15 protein-coding genes and 1 tRNA gene are annotated in these 16,592 nt (G+C 56.7%); 9 read left to right on the forward strand and 7 right to left on the reverse strand.

Going from position 1 to position 16,592, the window contains the following annotated elements; genetic code table 11:
* Positions 1-197 precede the first annotated feature (197 nt).
* Both AC3WS9_RS03875 and AC3WS9_RS03880 read right to left on the reverse strand, forming a co-directional pair.
* Positions 198-273: transfer RNA gene (locus tag AC3WS9_RS03875), tRNA-Phe, on the reverse strand.
* A 95-nt stretch (positions 274-368) separates the two neighbouring features.
* A complete protein-coding gene (locus AC3WS9_RS03880; RefSeq protein ID WP_492486833.1) occupies positions 369-1,082 on the reverse strand; it encodes a DUF554 domain-containing protein in 714 nt (237 codons plus the stop codon).
* Positions 1,083-1,272: 190 nt separating this feature from the next.
* On the opposite strand from AC3WS9_RS03880, the gene AC3WS9_RS03885 reads away from it, so the two are divergent.
* A complete protein-coding gene (locus tag AC3WS9_RS03885) occupies positions 1,273-3,408 on the forward strand; it encodes an ornithine decarboxylase (RefSeq protein ID WP_492486835.1) in 2,136 nt (711 codons plus the stop codon).
* Between the two features lie 58 nt (positions 3,409-3,466).
* On the opposite strand, the gene AC3WS9_RS03890 is transcribed toward AC3WS9_RS03885, so the two are convergent.
* Positions 3,467-4,159: a response regulator gene (locus AC3WS9_RS03890; protein ID WP_282494375.1), complete on the reverse strand. Its 693-nt coding sequence runs from the start codon at positions 4,157-4,159 to the stop codon at positions 3,467-3,469.
* Positions 4,149-5,786, reverse strand: a complete 1,638-nt coding sequence (locus tag AC3WS9_RS03895) for an ATP-binding protein (protein ID WP_285153956.1) — start codon at positions 5,784-5,786, stop codon at positions 4,149-4,151. Before AC3WS9_RS03895 ends, AC3WS9_RS03890 begins: the two co-directional genes overlap by 11 nt.
* Positions 5,787-6,131: 345 nt before the next feature.
* Here AC3WS9_RS03895 and AC3WS9_RS03900 point away from each other — a divergent pair, with 345 nt between their 5' ends.
* The 8 genes from AC3WS9_RS03900 to citG are packed head-to-tail and all read left to right on the forward strand — an operon-like array spanning position 6,132 to position 13,491.
* On the forward strand, positions 6,132-7,493 hold the full coding sequence (locus tag AC3WS9_RS03900) for a 2-hydroxycarboxylate transporter family protein (RefSeq protein ID WP_282494377.1): 1,362 nt from the start codon (positions 6,132-6,134) through the stop codon (positions 7,491-7,493).
* Between the two features lie 17 nt (positions 7,494-7,510).
* Positions 7,511-8,374, forward strand: a complete 864-nt coding sequence (locus tag AC3WS9_RS03905) for a fumarylacetoacetate hydrolase family protein (protein ID WP_282494378.1) — start codon at positions 7,511-7,513, stop codon at positions 8,372-8,374.
* Between the two features lie 13 nt (positions 8,375-8,387).
* The gene (citC, locus tag AC3WS9_RS03910; RefSeq protein WP_285143828.1) at positions 8,388-9,413 is read left to right on the forward strand and encodes a [citrate (pro-3S)-lyase] ligase; all 1,026 of its coding nucleotides are present in this window, start codon (positions 8,388-8,390) and stop codon (positions 9,411-9,413) included.
* Between the two features lie 16 nt (positions 9,414-9,429).
* Positions 9,430-9,723, forward strand: a complete 294-nt coding sequence (citD, locus tag AC3WS9_RS03915) for a citrate lyase acyl carrier protein (RefSeq protein ID WP_285143827.1) — start codon at positions 9,430-9,432, stop codon at positions 9,721-9,723.
* Positions 9,720-10,595, forward strand: coding sequence for a citrate (pro-3S)-lyase subunit beta (citE, locus tag AC3WS9_RS03920; protein ID WP_103948147.1), 876 nt, complete (start codon positions 9,720-9,722; stop codon positions 10,593-10,595). The genes citD and citE overlap by 4 nt, the downstream gene beginning before the upstream one ends.
* Before the next feature lie 10 nt (positions 10,596-10,605).
* On the forward strand, positions 10,606-12,126 hold the full coding sequence (gene citF, locus AC3WS9_RS03925; RefSeq protein ID WP_492486840.1) for a citrate lyase subunit alpha: 1,521 nt from the start codon (positions 10,606-10,608) through the stop codon (positions 12,124-12,126).
* A gap of 2 nt (positions 12,127-12,128) precedes the next feature.
* Positions 12,129-12,668: a citrate lyase holo-[acyl-carrier protein] synthase gene (citX, locus tag AC3WS9_RS03930; RefSeq protein ID WP_492486842.1), complete on the forward strand. Its 540-nt coding sequence runs from the start codon at positions 12,129-12,131 to the stop codon at positions 12,666-12,668.
* A complete protein-coding gene (gene citG / locus AC3WS9_RS03935; RefSeq protein ID WP_492486844.1) occupies positions 12,646-13,491 on the forward strand; it encodes a triphosphoribosyl-dephospho-CoA synthase CitG in 846 nt (281 codons plus the stop codon). The genes citX and citG overlap by 23 nt, the downstream gene beginning before the upstream one ends.
* Positions 13,492-13,535: 44 nt before the next feature.
* On the opposite strand, the gene AC3WS9_RS03940 is transcribed toward citG, so the two are convergent.
* The 3 genes from AC3WS9_RS03940 to AC3WS9_RS03950 form a co-directional block, all read right to left on the reverse strand.
* Entirely contained in the window at positions 13,536-14,792 is a 1,257-nt protein-coding gene (locus AC3WS9_RS03940; protein WP_282494385.1) for a nucleoside permease, read from the reverse strand.
* Positions 14,793-15,105: 313 nt separating this feature from the next.
* On the reverse strand, positions 15,106-16,182 hold the full coding sequence (gene mltC / locus AC3WS9_RS03945; protein ID WP_492486846.1) for a membrane-bound lytic murein transglycosylase MltC: 1,077 nt from the start codon (positions 16,180-16,182) through the stop codon (positions 15,106-15,108).
* Positions 16,183-16,304: 122 nt separating this feature from the next.
* On the reverse strand, positions 16,305-16,577 hold the full coding sequence (locus tag AC3WS9_RS03950; RefSeq protein WP_100778991.1) for an oxidative damage protection protein: 273 nt from the start codon (positions 16,575-16,577) through the stop codon (positions 16,305-16,307).
* Between the last annotated feature and the right edge of the window lie 15 nt (positions 16,578-16,592).

Raw genomic sequence — 16,592 nt, forward strand, 5'->3', positions numbered from 1 at the left:
TTCATTTGCTCAATGCATTTAATAGGAGTGTGTTTGGGTGGTGTCTATTTTAATCGCACTTCGTTTTCAGCCTTACATAAAACGGCTCTGGTTTAATCGAGGAGAGTGGGGCTAAGGATAAGGGCCTGGACAGATCTGAAGAACCTCAGAACCCCAGAAAGCAAAAAACCAGCCCTAAGGCTGGTTTCTTTAAATAGTGGTGCCCGGACTCGGAATCGAACCAAGGACACGGGGATTTTCAATCCCCTGCTCTACCGACTGAGCTATCCGGGCAACGGGGCGCATTAAACCCGATTGGGCTTCCGTCGTCAACGAAATTTGTCGATTTCGCAACGGAGTGCACACTCTCTCACCACTTTGATGACAACTTAGGCGAAAAAGTGCGTCCACAGGGCGGAGAGCGGCATCGCGAGCACCAGTGCGGGCAGCATATTCACCACCGCAAACATTTTAATTCCGCAGATTCGAAGTCCTGTTGCCAGCAGCAACAGGCCGCCCACGGCGGTGAAGTCTGCCATCATTGCCGGAGTGGTGAGCGGCAATATCAGCGTGGCGCAGGTGGCGAGCGCCAGCTGAATCATTAGCATCGGCACGCAAATCGCCGCGACGGCAATGCCTAGCGTGGTGGCGAAAATGGTGGCGGTGAAGAAATCGAGAAACGCCTTAGCAATCAGAATGCTGGGGTCGCCGGTCATCCCTTCCTGCATCGAGCCAAATATCCCCGTCCCGCTGGCGCAAAACAGAATGATGATGGCCACATAGTTCTGAATAAAGGTCTCATGCGTTCCGCTTGCGGCTTTTCCGGGGCGAGAGATAAGGTTTTTGGCCCTACTGACTGCGCCGTTAATCCCTTTCTCCAGGTAACAAAACTCACCGATCAGTGCGCCGAGCAGTGTGGCAAGCACCATCACTGGCAGGTTGGCGCATTTGATGACCAGCAAAATGCCGATGCCGAGTGACGCCAGCCCAAAGATCGAGGGCATGGAAGTGCGAATACGTTCAGGTAATCTCTGGCTTAACACCGCGCCGAGCACGCCACCGAGTAGTACGGCACCGGCATTGATAAAGGGTCCAATAACCAAAATACACTCCCGCTATTTAATCATTGATATTGCATTATTATTACATGAGGAAGGCGGAGAACGGGTAGCTTTCGCTGCCTGAAATGCATAAAGTTTCTGTCTTGCACCTCAAAATAAAAGGTGACATTATTGCGCGAATTTTCTCCTCCTGTCTGGATCTCTTCTCCCCTTGAAACGGGTCTCTACGCCTATGAAATCACTAAAAATTGCCGTCAGCCATGAGCTGATTTCCACTCTGTCCACGCACCGTGAAGTGGTGGCGCTGGACAGTACCGATTTTACGGATGTGGCGGCAGTCGTCATTACCCTGGCCGAGAGCCGCAGCGGCATTCTCGCGTTACTGAAACGCACAGGGTTCCAGCTCCCGGTGTTTATCTTCTCGCAGGAGACAGATGTTGCGCCAGAAGGCGTCATGGCAGTCATCAGCGGTAAAGCGCAAGAGTTCCTGGAACTGGAAGCGGCGGCCTGTCGCTATGAAGAGAACTTACTGCCACCTTTTTTTGACACCCTGAGCCAGTATGTGGCGATGAACAACAGCACTTTTGCCTGCCCTGGCCATCAGCACGGTGCCTTCTTCAAAAAGCACCCGGCAGGGCGTCAGTTCTTCGACTTTTTTGGCGAAAACGTTTTTCGTGCTGACATGTGTAACGCAGACGTCAAACTCGGGGATCTGCTGATCCACGAGGGGTCCGCTAAAGATGCGCAAAAGTTCGCGGCAAAAGTATTCAATGCGGATAAGACCTACTTTGTGCTTAACGGAACGTCCGCGGCCAACAAGGTCGTGACCAATGCACTGCTGACGCGCGGCGATCTGGTACTGTTTGACCGCAATAACCACAAATCCAACCACCACGGGGCGTTGATTCAGGCGGGGGCCACGCCGGTCTATCTGGAGGCGGCGCGAAATCCGTTTGGCTTTATCGGCGGTATCGACGAACACTGTTTTAACGATGCATATCTGCGCGAGATGATCCGCGAAGTGGCGCCGGAAAAAGCCGCTGATGCTCGACCGTTCCGCCTCGCGGTGATCCAGCTCGGAACCTACGACGGCACGATCTATAACGCCCGTCAGGTGATCGACAAGATCGGCCACCTGTGCGATTACATCCTGTTTGACTCCGCGTGGGTCGGGTACGAGCAGTTTATCCCGATGATGGCCGATAGCTCGCCGCTGTTACTGGAACTTAACGAGAACGATCCGGGAATTTTTGTGACCCAATCGGTGCATAAGCAGCAGGCCGGGTTCTCGCAAACGTCGCAGATCCATAAAAAGGATAACCACATTCGCGGTCAGGCGCGGTTCTGCCCGCATAAGCGTCTGAATAATGCCTTCATGCTCCACGCCTCCACCAGCCCGTTTTATCCGCTGTTTGCCGCGCTGGATATCAACGCCAAAATCCATGAAGGCGAGAGCGGGCGCAGGCTGTGGGCGGAGTGCGTCGAGCTCGGTATTGAGGCGCGCAAAGCGATCATCGCCAACTGCAAGATGATCAAACCCTTCATTCCGCCGGTGGTGGCGGGGCGGCCGTGGCAGGATCACCCGACGCATGCGATTGCCAGCGAGCGTCGTTTCTTCAGCTTTGAGCCTGGCGCGAAGTGGCATGGCTTTGAGGGTTACGCTGACGAGCAGTATTTTGTCGATCCCTGCAAGCTGCTGCTGACCACGCCGGGCATTGACGCGGAAACGGGCGATTACACGGATTTTGGCATTCCTGCGACGATCCTCGCCCATTACCTGCGTGAGAACGGCATTGTACCTGAGAAGTGCGATCTGAACTCCATTCTGTTCCTGCTGACGCCCGCAGAAAGCGCCGAGAAAATGGCACAGCTGGTGGCGATGCTCGGGCAGTTTGAGCAGCACATCGAAGACGACACGCCGCTCGCCGAGGTGCTGCCAACCATCTTCAATAAGTACCCGGTGCGCTATCGTGACTATACGATTCGCGACCTGTGCCAGGAGATGCACGATCTGTACGTCAGCTTTAACGTGAAAGATCTGCAAAAAGCGATGTTCCGCAAAGCGAGTTTGCCTGCGGTGGTGATGAATCCGCAGGATGCGAATCAGGCCTATATTCGCGGCGACGTAGAGCTGGTGCGTATCAGCGAAGCCGAAGGGCGGATCGCGGCCGAAGGCGCGCTGCCATATCCACCGGGCGTGCTGTGCGTGGTGCCGGGAGAAGTCTGGGGCGGTGCGGTGCAGCGCTATTTCCTGGCGCTGGAAGAGGGCGTAAACCTGCTGCCGGGCTTCTCGCCTGAGTTGCAGGGCGTGTACAGCGAGAAAGATGCGGACGGGATTAAGCGGTTGTATGGGTATGTTTTGAGGTAGTTCCCCCCTCACCCTAACCCTCTCCCCATAGGGGAGAGGGGATAACAACCGGCTTTTTTCACTCCGCACTCCGCCGATACATCCGCCGCGGATGACCAATCTTCCCGTACAGCATCTCCACGCTTAAAAACCCCGCATCCACGCAGTGTTCCAGATAGCGCCGGGTCGTGGTTTTGCTTAGCCCTGTTTCGTTCACCACCTCATCCACGGAAAAACAGTGCGTCGCCTTGTCGTTGAACAGGGTTTGCACCCGTGCCAGCGTGTTCTCTTCGATCCCTTTGCTCCCGCTGTCCAGGCGGTAGTTTTTCGCCTGCAGTTGATACAGGGAATCAACGTTCTGCTGATCGACAATCTTCCATACCCGCTGCTGCTCGGCGAACTGCACGAAGCGCTCCAGCGACTGGCTGAGCCGTTTCCAGGAAACAGGTTTCAGAATGTAGTCGAATGCGCCGTTGCGGATCGCCAGGCTACAGGTGTCCATGTCGCTGGCAGCGGTGATAAAGATCACCGAGCAGTTGGCATGCACCAGCAACGGGTTGCTGATCAGGGTGATGCCTTTGCCGTCCGGCAAATAGTTATCGAGCAAAATCAGCTGCGGTTGCAGGCTGGAAAGCAGGGTCTGAGCCTCGGCGAGAGAAGAGGCGATCCCCACCAGCCGCAGGCGCGGATGTTTGCTAATCAGTTCCGCGTGAAGTTGTGCCAGTTCGTTCTCATCTTCAACGATCAATACGTCGATATGTTCATGTTGCATAGTCAGTCTCTTCCAGTTCCTGAACGGGGCGCGGCGGAGTTCCCGTGGCGGGAATAAACAGCGAGAAAATCGCGCCCCGAGGCGAGTTATCGGCAACCTCTACGGAGCCGCCAGCCTGGGTGACATAGCTTTCGATCAGGTACAGGCCGATACCGTGATCGCCACGCGTTTTGGTGGTGATGCCGCGCTCAAAGATCCGCTCGCGGATCTCGGGCTTAATGCCGACGCCATGATCTGCCACTTCAATAATCAGCTCCCGATCGTTGAGCTTGATCAGCACTTCCACCGGCTCATGGGGATGCGGTGCGCGCTGGGTGGCTTCGATAGCGTTATCCAGTAAATTCCCAATGATGGAAATCAGTTCCGCTTCGAGCAGCGGAGCAAAAGGCTTGTCCATCCGACAGGCGGGATCGAAGTTCAGTTCAACGCCTTTCTCACGCGCTCGTGCCGCTTTCCCCAGCAACAGGCCGCACAGCGTCGGCGAGCTAAAGCGCGAGGAGATAAAGTCCAGCAGCTCCTGGGCATGTTCCGATTGCGCCTGAATAAAGCCAATTGCCTCTTCGTAGCGCCCCATATGCAGCAATCCTGACAGCGTCGTCATACGATTCAACTGCTCGTGGCGCATGATGCGCAGGTTATCGACGTAACGTTTGACCTGGCTGAGCTGGGCGCTCAGAGAGTCGATCTCGTTGCGATCGCGGAAGGTGATCACCCAGCCTTGCAGGGAATCCTCGAGCATGATCCGCACGCGGCTTCCGATCACCGTCAGATCGTTAAAGCGGCAGATCTCATCGTGCGTATCTTTCGCCAGCATGGTCTGCGGCGCGAAGAATGGCACCGGGGTGATGACCTGGCTAATCGGCTGCCCGCGCAGTTCCCGTGCGGGTTGCGGCAAACCAAGTAAATTACGCGCCGCCTGGTTGATCACTTCGATCCGGTAGTTATCATCGATGGCGATCACCCCTTCGTAGATCGACTCCATCATCGCTTTTTGCTGGCGTACCAGCAGGCCAATCTCGCGCGGTTCGAGGGAGAAGATCTGCTTTTTGATACTGCGGGTGAAAAACCACGAGAAGACAAACAGGGCGATCAGCAGCAGCACCGCGGCAATCAAAATGTTCACCACTTTGCTGACGGTAATGGTGTCGAGATAGCTGGTGAGATACCCGACAGAGACAATCCCTACCACTTCTCCCGCATCGTTGAAAATCGGCGCTTTGCTGCGCAACGAAATCCCCAACCCCCCCTTACGGATGGTGGTGGTGCTTTTCCCGTGCAGCACCTCCTCGTTATCCCCGCCGACCAGCGTTTTACCGATACGATCTGCAAACGCAGAATGGAACAGGTGCAGACCTTTATTGTCACCAATGACAATAAAGCTGGCATCGCTGCGCACCGCTATTTTGAACATAAATTCACGAATGGCTTTGATATCCTTTTTTTCCACCTCTTTGCGCAAGGTGGGAATAATCGCAATCTCCTCCGCCTGTATTTTGGCGCGCGTGCTCATCTCCTGATAAAGCTGCCTGCCGACGTCGACATAATAATATCCACCCAGTAATGCAAAGAGCACTGAGAAAAAGACGACCAGCGAAATAAAGAGCTTAATCTGAAACGACACTTTCATGACTATCACGGACGGTATCAACAGGGAGTGCCAATATATCATCTTTTTCCCGCTAACCACGGGCTTTGCCTGAAACTTGTGATCATTTCCACAGCGCTGATCGCAAAATAAAAATAGAAAATTCAGGCGGGTCCTAATGCTAATTTAACAATGTTATTTGTTTGTACAATCTGGAAAAGAAACCATAAAAACCACGGCAATAAATACGGCGTTAATCACATTAAATAAAAGAAACCATTAAAACCATAGAGGCCATTAAAACTTCGGTTTTAATATGCCTTTCCTCACATTAAGTAAGCCTTTGCGACTCTACGCTTAACGGACAAATAACCAAGAGGCTTAATTATGAGCACTACTGACGATTCTTTCTCTGTTACCCACGACCCGATTGATATTCAGCGGCCGTCGCTTAAAGAGCGCTGGTGGCACATTATGGATACCTGGAAAGTCGGGATCATTCCTTTGCCGCTGTTTGTGTTAGCCGGTGCGTTGATCGCCATTGATTGCCTGGGCGGTAAGTTGCCGAGCGACATCGTGGTGATGGTCGCCACCCTCGCGTTCTTCGGTTTCGCCTGCGGTGAGTTCGGCAAGCGTCTGCCGATTGTCGGCAAACTCGGTGCGGCGGCAATCTGCGCCACCTTTATCCCGTCGGCGATGGTCTATTACGGCCTGCTGCCGGACGTGGTGGTCGAGTCCACCACCAAGTTCTACAAATCCACCAATATTCTCTATCTCTACATCTGCTGCATCATTGTCGGCAGCATCATGAGCATGAACCGCACGGTGCTGATTCAGGGCTTCCTGCGCATTTTCTTCCCGATGCTGTGCGGCGAAATCGTCGGCATGATCGTTGGGATGGGCGTCGGCATGGCGCTCGGTCTTGAGCCGTTCCAGATCTTCTTCTTTATTATTCTGCCGATCATGGCGGGCGGGGTGGGCGAAGGGGCGATTCCGCTCTCCATCGGTTACGCCACGCTGCTGCACATGGATCAGGGCGTGGCGCTCGGTCGCGTTCTGCCGATGGTGATGCTCGGTGGCTTAACCGCAATCATTATCTCCGGCTGCCTGAACCAGCTTGGCAAACGCTATCCGCACCTGACCGGCGAAGGCCAGCTGATGCCAAACCGCGCTAATGCTGACGCCAACGTGTCACAACCGGCCTTCTCCGGCAAAGCGGATGTGACCACCATTGCCTCCGGTGCACTGCTGGCGGTGCTGCTCTACATGCTAGGGATGCTGGGTCACAAGCTGATTGGCTTGCCAGCACCGGTTGGCATGCTGTTTGTGGCGGTGCTTGTGAAACTCTGCAACGGTGCGTCTCCACGCCTGCTGGAAGGTTCTCAGGTGGTGTACAAATTCTTCCAGACCTCCGTGACCTACCCGATTCTGTTTGCCGTTGGCGTGGCAATTACGCCGTGGCAGGAACTGGTCAATGCCTTCACCGTCAGCAATCTGCTGGTGATTGTCAGCACCGTCTCCGCGCTGGTGGCGACCGGGTTCTTCGTCGGTAAAAAGATTGGTATGCACCCGATTGATGTCGCCATCGTCTCCTGCTGCCAGAGCGGACAGGGCGGTACTGGCGACGTGGCGATTTTGACCGCAGGCAACCGTATGAGCCTGATGCCGTTCGCCCAAATTGCTACCCGAATTGGCGGCGCGATTAACGTCTCCGTCTCGCTGCTGGTTCTGGGCAACTTCCTCGTCTAAGTCTTCAGGAAAGAATAATGAAACTCGCAAGTTTTCTGTATCAGGGTAAACGCAGCTACGGCATCGTGCAGGCCGACGGCGTGGTGGATTTAGGTCGCCGTCTGGGCGATCGCTACAGCGACCTCAAAGCGCTGTTGCAGGGTAACGGCCTGGCGGACGCCACGCGTTATCTCAACGACGCCGTGGATATTCCGATGAGCGCTATCACCTTTTTGCCGGTGATTGAGCAGCCGGAAAAAATCCTCTGTGTGGGCATGAACTACGCCGACAAACGCAAAGAGTTTGACCAGCACAACCCGGCCCCGACGCTCTTCGTTCGCTTTGCGGATTCACAGACCGGTCACAATTCGCCGGTGCTCAAACCGCGCCACTCCTGTGAATTTGACTACGAAGGCGAGCTGGCGGTGATCATCGGCAAAGGCGGCGAGAACATCCGTCGTGAAGACGCCCTGCGTCACGTCGGCGGCTACAGCTGCTACATGGACGGTTCCGCCCGCGACTGGCAGCACACCTGGTTCACCGCCGGAAAAAACTGGCGGCAGACCGGCGCGTTCGGCCCGTGGATGGCCACCGCCGATGAGATCCCGGACCCGCACAGTCTGGCGATCCGCACCTGGCTCAATGGCCGCATGGTGCAGGAAGACAACACCAGCAGCATGATCCACAAGGTCGCGGAGCTGATCGAATACATCAGTACCTTTACCCGCCTCAGCCCAGGCGACGTGATCATCACCGGATCGCCGGGCGGCGTGGGTAAAAAACGCAACCCGCCGCTGTTCATGAAAGAGGGCGATCGTATTGAGGTGGAGATCGAAAACATCGGTCATCTGAGCAATGTGATCATGGAAGCACCCGCGCAAACCCTGGCGGCAGCGCACTGATTAAGGCGGCAGTATGCACTCGCAACTCCCTATCGACTTTCGCCATACGATTGTCGCGCAACACCCGGAACGCTTAAGCCAGATTCGCTATCTGCTGGCGGACAGCGGCCTGGGGCTGGACAACGACATCACGCTGTTTGTGGAGGCCTGGTCCGGCACGCAGTTAGTGGGATGCGCAGGGCTCGCTGCCAATGTCATCAAGTGCGTGGCGGTCGATGAAAAGCTGAGGGGCGCGAATCTCAGCGCCCGTCTGCTGGCCGAAGTGGAAAACGCTGCGCTGGCGCGCGGCCATTTTCACCTCTTTCTCTGCACCCGCCCGTGCAACAAAGAGCGCTTCGCCCGCAGCGGTTTCTGGCCGATTGCCCAGAGCGGCAACAACGCGGTGCTGCTGGAAAACACGCCGCAGGGTATCGAGCGTTACTGTCGCTCGCTGCAACGTAGCCGCAAGTGCGGGGAAAAAATCGGCGCGATAGTGATGAACGCCAATCCGTTCACCCTCGGCCATCGACATCTGGTGGAGCAGGCGGCGAACCAGTGCGACTGGCTGCACCTGTTCGTGGTGCGCGAGGATGCGTCGTTCTTCCCGTTTTGCGACCGTCTGGAGATGGTCCGCGCGGGCGTGGCGCATCTGCCGAATGTCTCGGTGCACGAAGGCTCGCAGTACATCATCTCCCGCGCCACCTTCCCGGCCTATTTCCTCAAAGAGACCGGGAAGGTGCAGCAGGCGTGGAGCGAAATCGACGTACTAATCTTCCGCGACTTTATCGCCCCCGCGCTTGGGATCACCCATCGTTTTATCGGCTCGGAGCCGTTTTGCGACATCACCCGCCAGTACAACCAGACGCTGCATCAGCTCCTCGCAGCGGAAATCGAGGTGGTGGAAATGCCGCGCATCAAGGCGACAGGAAACGCTATTTCGGCGTCAGAAGTGCGCCGTTTACTCAAGACTCAGCAGTTTTCCCGCATTCGGGAAATTGTCCCGGAGTCCACTTTCGCGCATCTCGAAGCGCACTACAGCGCGAGCGCGGAAGTCGCATAACTATCAGGAATTTATCATGAATATTGTAAGGGAGGCGCTGGCCGGAACACAGGAGTCCAGCGACCTGATGGTGAAAATCGCCCCCGCCCACGGCGAGCTGGAGATTGTCATCCACAGTGAAGTGATCAAGCAGTTTGGCGAGCAAATCCGCCAGGTGGTCGACGAAACCCTGCGCGCCATGGACGTGCGCCAGGGGCTGATTATCGTTGAAGACAAAGGGGCGCTGGACTGTGTGATCCGCGCCCGCCTGCAAAGTGCGCTGATCCGCGCTTCAGAAACGCAGCAGATCGACTGGAGCAAAATGTCATGAATAAACTCCGTCGCAGTATGCTGTTTTTACCGGGTGCCAACGCCGCCATGCTCTCTACCGCGTTTATCTATCGCCCTGACTCCATCATGTTTGACCTCGAAGACGCCGTGGCCCTGCGCGAGAAAGACACCGCACGCCTGCTGGTCTTCCACGCGCTGCAGCACCCGATGTATCAGGATATCGAAACCGTGGTACGCATTAATCCGCTGAGCACGCCGTTTGGTCTGCTGGATCTCGAAGCGGCGGTGCGCGCGGGCGTGGACGTGATCCGTCTGCCGAAAACCGACACTCCGGAAGATATCTTCGAGCTGGAAGGTCATTTGGAGCGCATTGAGCGCGAGTGTGGTCGCGAAGTCGGTTCAACGCGCGTGATGGCGGCGATTGAATCGGCGATTGGCGTGATTAACGCCGTGGCGATTGCCCGCAGCTCCCCGCGCCTTATCGGCATCGCCCTGGCGGCGTTTGACTATGTGATGGACATGCAAACCGAACGCGGCGACGGCACCGAGCTGTTCTATGCCCGCTGCGCCGTGCTGCACGCGGCACGCGCCGCCGGGATCGACGCCTTCGACGTGGTGTGGTCAGACGTCAACGACGAAGCCGGGTTCCTGCGCGAAGTTAACCTGATCCGCAAAATGGGCTTCAACGGCAAATCGCTGATCAACCCGCGCCAGATCGACCTGCTACACAACGCCTACGCGCCGACTCAGCAGGAAGTGGATCACGCGAAGTTAGTGATCGAAGCGGCAGAAGAGGGCGAACGCAACGGCCTGGGCGTGGTGTCGCTCAACGGCAAAATGGTCGATGCGCCGATTATTGACCACGCGCAGAGGGTGCTGGAACGCGCCGCTGCCTCCGGCGTGCGTCGCTAAGGATGACACAATGAATCAGACAGAATTGCTCCACCTGAATTTCCCCCCTCTGCGGGAACTGAAACCCTTTGATACGGCCCACAGCGCCACGCCGTGGCTGGCCGACGTCGACGCCAAACATCACCGCAAGCTGTGTGAAAGTCTGGAAGAGGCAGTGAAGCGCAGCGGCCTGCAGGACGGGATGACCATTTCGTTTCATCATGCGTTTCGCGAAGGCGACCGGGTGATTAATAACGTTGTCGCGCTGCTGGCTAAAATGGGCTTTAAAAATCTGACCCTCGCGTCCAGCTCGCTGATGACCTGCAACGACGCGCTGATCGAACATATCCAGAGCGGCGTGATCACCCGGATCTACACCTCCGGGATGCGCGGCAAACTGGCGGATGCCATCTCTCACGGGCTGATGGACGAGCCGGTGCAGATCCATTCTCACGGCGGACGCGTGAAGCTTCTGCAGGATGGCGAGCTGAACATCGACGTCGCGTTCCTCGGCGTGCCGTGCAGCGATGAGTTTGGTAACGCCAACGGCACTCAGGGCAAATCTTGCTGCGGCTCGCTGGGCTATGCGATGGTCGATGCCCATTTTGCCCGCAAAGTGGTGCTGCTCACGGAAGAGCTGGTGCCGTTCCCGAACATGCCCGCCAGCCTGGTGCAGGATCGCGTGGACTATGTCGTGCAGGTCGAGAGCGTAGGCGATCCGGCGAAGATCAGCGTCGGCGCGGCGCGCGTCACCAGCAATCCCCGCGAGCTGATGATTGCCCGCTATGCGGCAGATGTGATTGAACACTCCGGCTATTTCAAAAACGGTTTCTCGATGCAAACCGGCTCCGGTGCGGCGGCCACCGCCTGCACCCGCTTTATGGGCGAAAAAATGGAGCGCAGCGGCGTGAAGGCGCGCTTCGCGCTGGGCGGGATCACCGGCAGCCTGGTCGATCTGCATGAGAAAGGGCTGATTGAAAAACTGCTCGATACTCAATGTTTTGACGGACAGGCGGCGGCCTCGCTGGCGCGCAATGCGAATCACGTGGAGATCTCCACCAATGTCTACGCCAATCCGGGCAGCAAGGCGGCGAGCTGCGATCAGCTTGACGTGGTGATCCTCAGCGCGCTGGAAATTGACGTCGATTTCAACGTTAACGTCATTACCGGCTCCGACGGAGTGATGCGCGGGGCATCGGGCGGGCACTGCGATGTGGCGGCCGCCGCGAACCTGACGATTGTCGTCGCACCGCTGCTGCGCAGCCGTATCCCGACGGTGGTGAAACGTGTGACCACGTGCTTAACGCCAGGGGAAAGTATCGACGTGCTGGTGACCGATCACGGTATCGCCGTCAACCCTGCGCGCCCGGAGATCCGCGAGCGACTGGAAGCGGCGGGGCTAAAGGTTGTTGATATCGAGGCTCTATATGCGCGGGCAATTTCGCTCACCGGCGAGCCAAAACCAATTGAATTTACCGACAAAATCGTCGGCGTGATCCGCTACCGTGACGGCAGCGTGATCGACACCGTCCGACAGGTTAAGGAGTCATAATCATGACAACTGCGACACCCGTGCAAACGGGTGTCAGCCTTACGCAGATGCTGGCGGCGAAAGAGAACCGCGCGGCGCGTCAGGCTGACTGGCTTACGCACTATCAACAACCGGTAATTTCCCTGACTCTGGTGACGCCCGGTGCAATCAAAGACAGCCTGCGCTATCGCAATACCATGGGTGTGGCGTTGCAGATGTGCGATCAGCTGCTGTGGGAACATCGCTGGCAGGTGCTCGATCGTCAGGTTTTGTGGCTGCCGACGGGGCCGGAAGCCATGTGGTGCGTAGCCCATCAGGCACCGGAAATCAAAGCCCACTGCGCTGAGCTGGAACAGACGCATCCGCTGGGGCGGCTCTGGGATATGGACGTGATTTGCCCGAGCGCCGGGCACGTCGGGCGGCGTTCGCTGGGTGAGAACATGCGCCGCTGCCTGATCTGTGACGAACCCGCTCACGCCTGTTCCCGCTCGCGTCAGCATCCGGTCGAGCAGGTTGTCGCCCGCGTGGAGAAGATGATTGATGACTGGTTCGCTCGCGACTAAACCGCGCATCATAGCTGTGCCACAGCTCGCCGAAGAGGCGTTGTGGCTGGAGCTGGAGCTCACACCGAAGCCGGGGCTGGTGGACAAGCTCAATAGCGGTTCGCATCGCGATATGGATCACGGACTGTTTGTCCGCAGCATCACAGCCATCGCACCGTGGTTCTCGCGCTTTGCGGAGCTGGGAGCGGAACATGCCGCGAAACCGGCCTCAGAACAATTGCGCCTGATTCGTCCGATGGGGATGGCCTGCGAGCAGGCGATGTACGCCGCAACGGGAGGGATCAATACCCACAAAGGCGGGATTTTTGCGCTGGGGTTGCTCTGTTTTGCTGCCGGGCGGGTGCCGAATGTGAATGCTGACACACTCTGTTGTGAGGTGAGTAACATGTGCCGCGGGCTGGTGGATCGCGAGCTGGTGGGTCGTTCGGGCAGGGCAACCGCCGGTGAGCGTCAATATCAGGATTATGGTTTAACGGGGGCGCGCGGCGAAGCGGAGAGCGGGTTTGCGACGGTAAGAAAGGTGCTGGCGCAGTGGAATCGTCAGTCGCTGCATGATTTGCTGTTGCGCTTAATGGCGGTGAATCAGGACAGTAATCTGGTGTCGCGCGGCGGCATGGAAGGGCTGCGCTATGTGCAGCGATACGCTCAGAACCTCGTGGCTCATGGCTGGGATCGGGCGGCGCTGGCGGAGATGGATAATGCGCTGATTGCGCGAAACTTAAGCCCGGGAGGCAGTGCGGATTTGCTATCGGTGGGGATGGTGCTGGCGGAATGTTGCCCGGCGGCGCTGCGCTTGCCGGGCCTACAAAAGCTCGAGCTGTAGGCCGGGTAAGGCGAAGCCGCCACCCGGCACAAGAGCATCACATCTTAATGTGCGATTGGCTGTGCGCCATTCGGAACACGGACGTGTTTGTATTTGAACAGGGCGATGAAGGCGAAGAACAGCACCAGCGAGTAACCGGCGAAGATCAGCCACACTGGCTGCCAGTCGGTGATCCCGTTGGTGGTATACATCTCAACGACTTTACCGCTCACGATGCCGCCGAGAATACAGCCGAAACCGTTGGTCATCATCAGGAACATACCCTGAGCACTGGCGCGGATTTCAGGCTTAACTTCTTTTTCGACAAACACCGAACCGGAGATGTTGAAGAAGTCGAAGGCGCAGCCGTAAACAATCATCGACAGAACCAGCAGCACGGTGCCGAACGGCGTTGGGTCGCCGTAGGCGAACAGACCGAAGCGCAGCATCCACGCGAAGATACTGATCAGCATCACGTTCTTGATGCCGTAGCGGCTCAGGAAGAACGGGATGGTCAGGATGAACAGGGTTTCAGAGATCTGCGAAATAGACATCATCACCGACGCGTGCTCAACGATAAAGCTCCCGGAGAACAGCGGGTTGTTATCGAAGCTGTGCAGGAAGGTGTTCCCGAACATGTTGGTGATTTGCAGCTCAGCGCCCAGCAGCATGGAGAAGATAAAGAAGATCGCCATGCGTTTGTTTTTGAACAGCGCGAACGCATCCAGACCGAGCATGGAGCTCCAGCTCTGTTTCTGCTGCTGATTAGACACCGGAATGTGCGGCAGGGTCAGCGTGAACAGGGCCAGCAGTACGGACAGGCCAGCACCGATATAGAGCTGCATGTGGCTCAGCTCAAAGCCTGCAAAGCTCACGCCCCACATCGCCATGATAAAGCCGATGGTGCCCCAGATACGGATTGGCGGGAAGTCCGTCACGATGTCCATGCCCGCAGATTTAATGCGGTAGTAGGAGATGGTGTTGATTAGCCCAAGCGTTGGCATATAGGCCAGCGAGTTCAGGAGGATCACCATAAACATCGCCCCCGGCGTGGTCACCCCGGCTGCCATAAACAGCGTTCCTGCCCCCACCAGGTGACAAAGCGCGTAGAGCCATTTTGCGCTAATCCATTTGTCCGCCACGATCCCCAGAAGCGTTGGCATAAAGACCGCTGCAATACCCAGCGAGCTATATACGGCACCGATAGACGCACCGTCGAACTTGAGCGTCACAAACATGTAGGAGCCGAGCGTGGTTAGCCAGCTGCCCCACAGACAGAACTGCAGAAACGACAAGATTTTAAGCTGCAGCTTAAGGTTCATGTTACTTTCCTCACAATTGAGCGGGAGATATGTTGTTATGGGAACATTCAGGGTTGTTATTTGATGCAATTCTATCAGCAGGCGAGGTTATGTTTTGTTACCTCCCGCAAAAAAATGCAATCCTCATTAATTTGCAGTTTAGATTGTGATGCAAATAACATTTTCGTATGGATGGGGTGTGGCTGGTGCGGTCTGTTGCCCTCACCCCGGCCCTCTCCCGCAGGGAGAGGGAGAAAAACCGTCCTCAGCGGGGGAGGGAGAACACCGGACCGTCCCCTCTCCCTTGGGAGAGGGTTAGGGTGAGGGGAAAAACCTACCTACGACGATAATTCTTCTGCGCCGTATTCACCTTATAAAGATAACGACGAGATTCGGCAGACGGGTGGCGGGTGGTCAGGGTCGAGTAAACATCCCCTGGCGTCATGCTGTTGATGATGTTTGCGGCCTGGATTTTATCGTTCGAGAACACGCGCAGTACGCTGCCCGCGCCGCCGTTGTACGCGGTGATCACCGCATAACGACGCGACGTTGGGTTATCAATGCCACCCAGATAGACATTGCTCAGCATCGCCAGGTAGGCGGTGCCGGTATCAATGTTGCTGGCCGGATCGAACAGGAAGCTGCGGCTCGGCGTGCCGGATTTACCCTGCGAACGGAACACGTCTTTCCCGGCGCTGTGCTGGACAACCTGCATCAGCCCTAACGCGTCGGAACGGCTCACCGCGTACGGGTTAAACGACGATTCGGTCTGCATGATCGCCAGGATCAGCGACTCATCCACGCCGTATTTGCGCGACGCCTGACGCACCATGCCCACGTACTTATGCGCACGCTTGTCGAGGTGGTTCGGCACCAGATTGATGGTCACGCTGTAGATAATTTTCAGGCCGTTGCTGCGGCTTTTCAGACGCGTTTTCAGCAGATAGTCGGCGAAGGCGGTGGCGCGTCCTTCCCAACGGATCGCCTGACCGGTCTGGTCAACAACCTGTCCGTAGAGGAACGGCTCTTTGGAGATGGTGATATCGTCGGCGTCGGAATAGAGGTCGATTGTGCCGGGATCGTCACCCATCAGCAGGGTTTTGACGATCGCCTGGCGTAAGCGCGCCGCAGGCTCCGTTCCCGCGATGGTTTCGATCGTGATCGTACCCTCATCAAAGTTGATGTGGCTGCGAGTCTGGTAGGCGTCGGTATATTTAACGTAGTCCTTCGGTCCCGCGATCAGAACTTCGTTAAATCCCCAAATATTCTCGATGTTGTGGGCAAACTGCCCCATCAGAATGTCAAAACCGTTCGTGTCCTTTACCCAGGCTTCGTTATAGCTATCGCCTTTTTTACTGGAACAAGACACAAGCAACGGCGCAACAAGGGCTAGCGCTAATAATTTTTTCATCATTCCGGGATTGCGTGTTGTGTTTGCTTTGTCGCGACCGTTGCCGGGTGGCGCTGCGCTGACCCGGCCTACCGTCCGTAGGCCCGTGCAAGCGAAGCGCCGCCGGGCATCAGCCCGCGCGGTTATTTTTCCGGCGGCGTGTAGCCTTCAATGTGCACATCTTTGCCTTCAAACAGGAAGTTCACCATCTCCTGCTCCAGCAGCTTGCGGTGTTCCGGGTTCATCATGGTGAGTTTTTTCTCGTTGATGAGCATGGTCTGCTTCTGCTGCCACTGCGCCCATGCCTCTTTGGAGATTTCGTTATAGATGCGCTTGCCCAGTTCGCCCGGATAGAGCTGGAAATCCTGCCCTTCGGCGTCGCGCTGCAGATAGGTACAAAAAATTGTTCTGGCCATTCTTATTCCTCGTTG

The organism is Lelliottia sp. EB106-05-01-XG201, assembly GCF_058791735.1.

Bases quoted from the DNA above. Each gene is read 5' to 3' on its own strand.
- citG (WP_492486844.1), top strand. From the start codon at position 12,646: ATGACTGGTTCGCTCGCGACTAAACCGCGCATCATAGCTGTGCCACAG.
- citC (WP_285143828.1), top strand. From the start codon at position 8,388: ATGCACTCGCAACTCCCTATCGACTTTCGCCATACGATTGTCGCGCAA.
- citE (WP_103948147.1), top strand. From the start codon at position 9,720: ATGAATAAACTCCGTCGCAGTATGCTGTTTTTACCGGGTGCCAACGCC.
- AC3WS9_RS03885 (WP_492486835.1), top strand. From the start codon at position 1,273: ATGAAATCACTAAAAATTGCCGTCAGCCATGAGCTGATTTCCACTCTG.
- citX (WP_492486842.1), top strand. From the start codon at position 12,129: ATGACAACTGCGACACCCGTGCAAACGGGTGTCAGCCTTACGCAGATG.
- AC3WS9_RS03950 (WP_100778991.1), bottom strand. From the start codon at position 16,577: ATGGCCAGAACAATTTTTTGTACCTATCTGCAGCGCGACGCCGAAGGG.
- AC3WS9_RS03900 (WP_282494377.1), top strand. From the start codon at position 6,132: ATGAGCACTACTGACGATTCTTTCTCTGTTACCCACGACCCGATTGAT.
- citF (WP_492486840.1), top strand. From the start codon at position 10,606: ATGAATCAGACAGAATTGCTCCACCTGAATTTCCCCCCTCTGCGGGAA.
- AC3WS9_RS03940 (WP_282494385.1), bottom strand. From the start codon at position 14,792: ATGAACCTTAAGCTGCAGCTTAAAATCTTGTCGTTTCTGCAGTTCTGT.
- citD (WP_285143827.1), top strand. From the start codon at position 9,430: ATGAATATTGTAAGGGAGGCGCTGGCCGGAACACAGGAGTCCAGCGAC.
- AC3WS9_RS03895 (WP_285153956.1), bottom strand. From the start codon at position 5,786: ATGAAAGTGTCGTTTCAGATTAAGCTCTTTATTTCGCTGGTCGTCTTT.
- AC3WS9_RS03890 (WP_282494375.1), bottom strand. From the start codon at position 4,159: ATGCAACATGAACATATCGACGTATTGATCGTTGAAGATGAGAACGAA.
- mltC (WP_492486846.1), bottom strand. From the start codon at position 16,182: ATGAAAAAATTATTAGCGCTAGCCCTTGTTGCGCCGTTGCTTGTGTCT.
- AC3WS9_RS03905 (WP_282494378.1), top strand. From the start codon at position 7,511: ATGAAACTCGCAAGTTTTCTGTATCAGGGTAAACGCAGCTACGGCATC.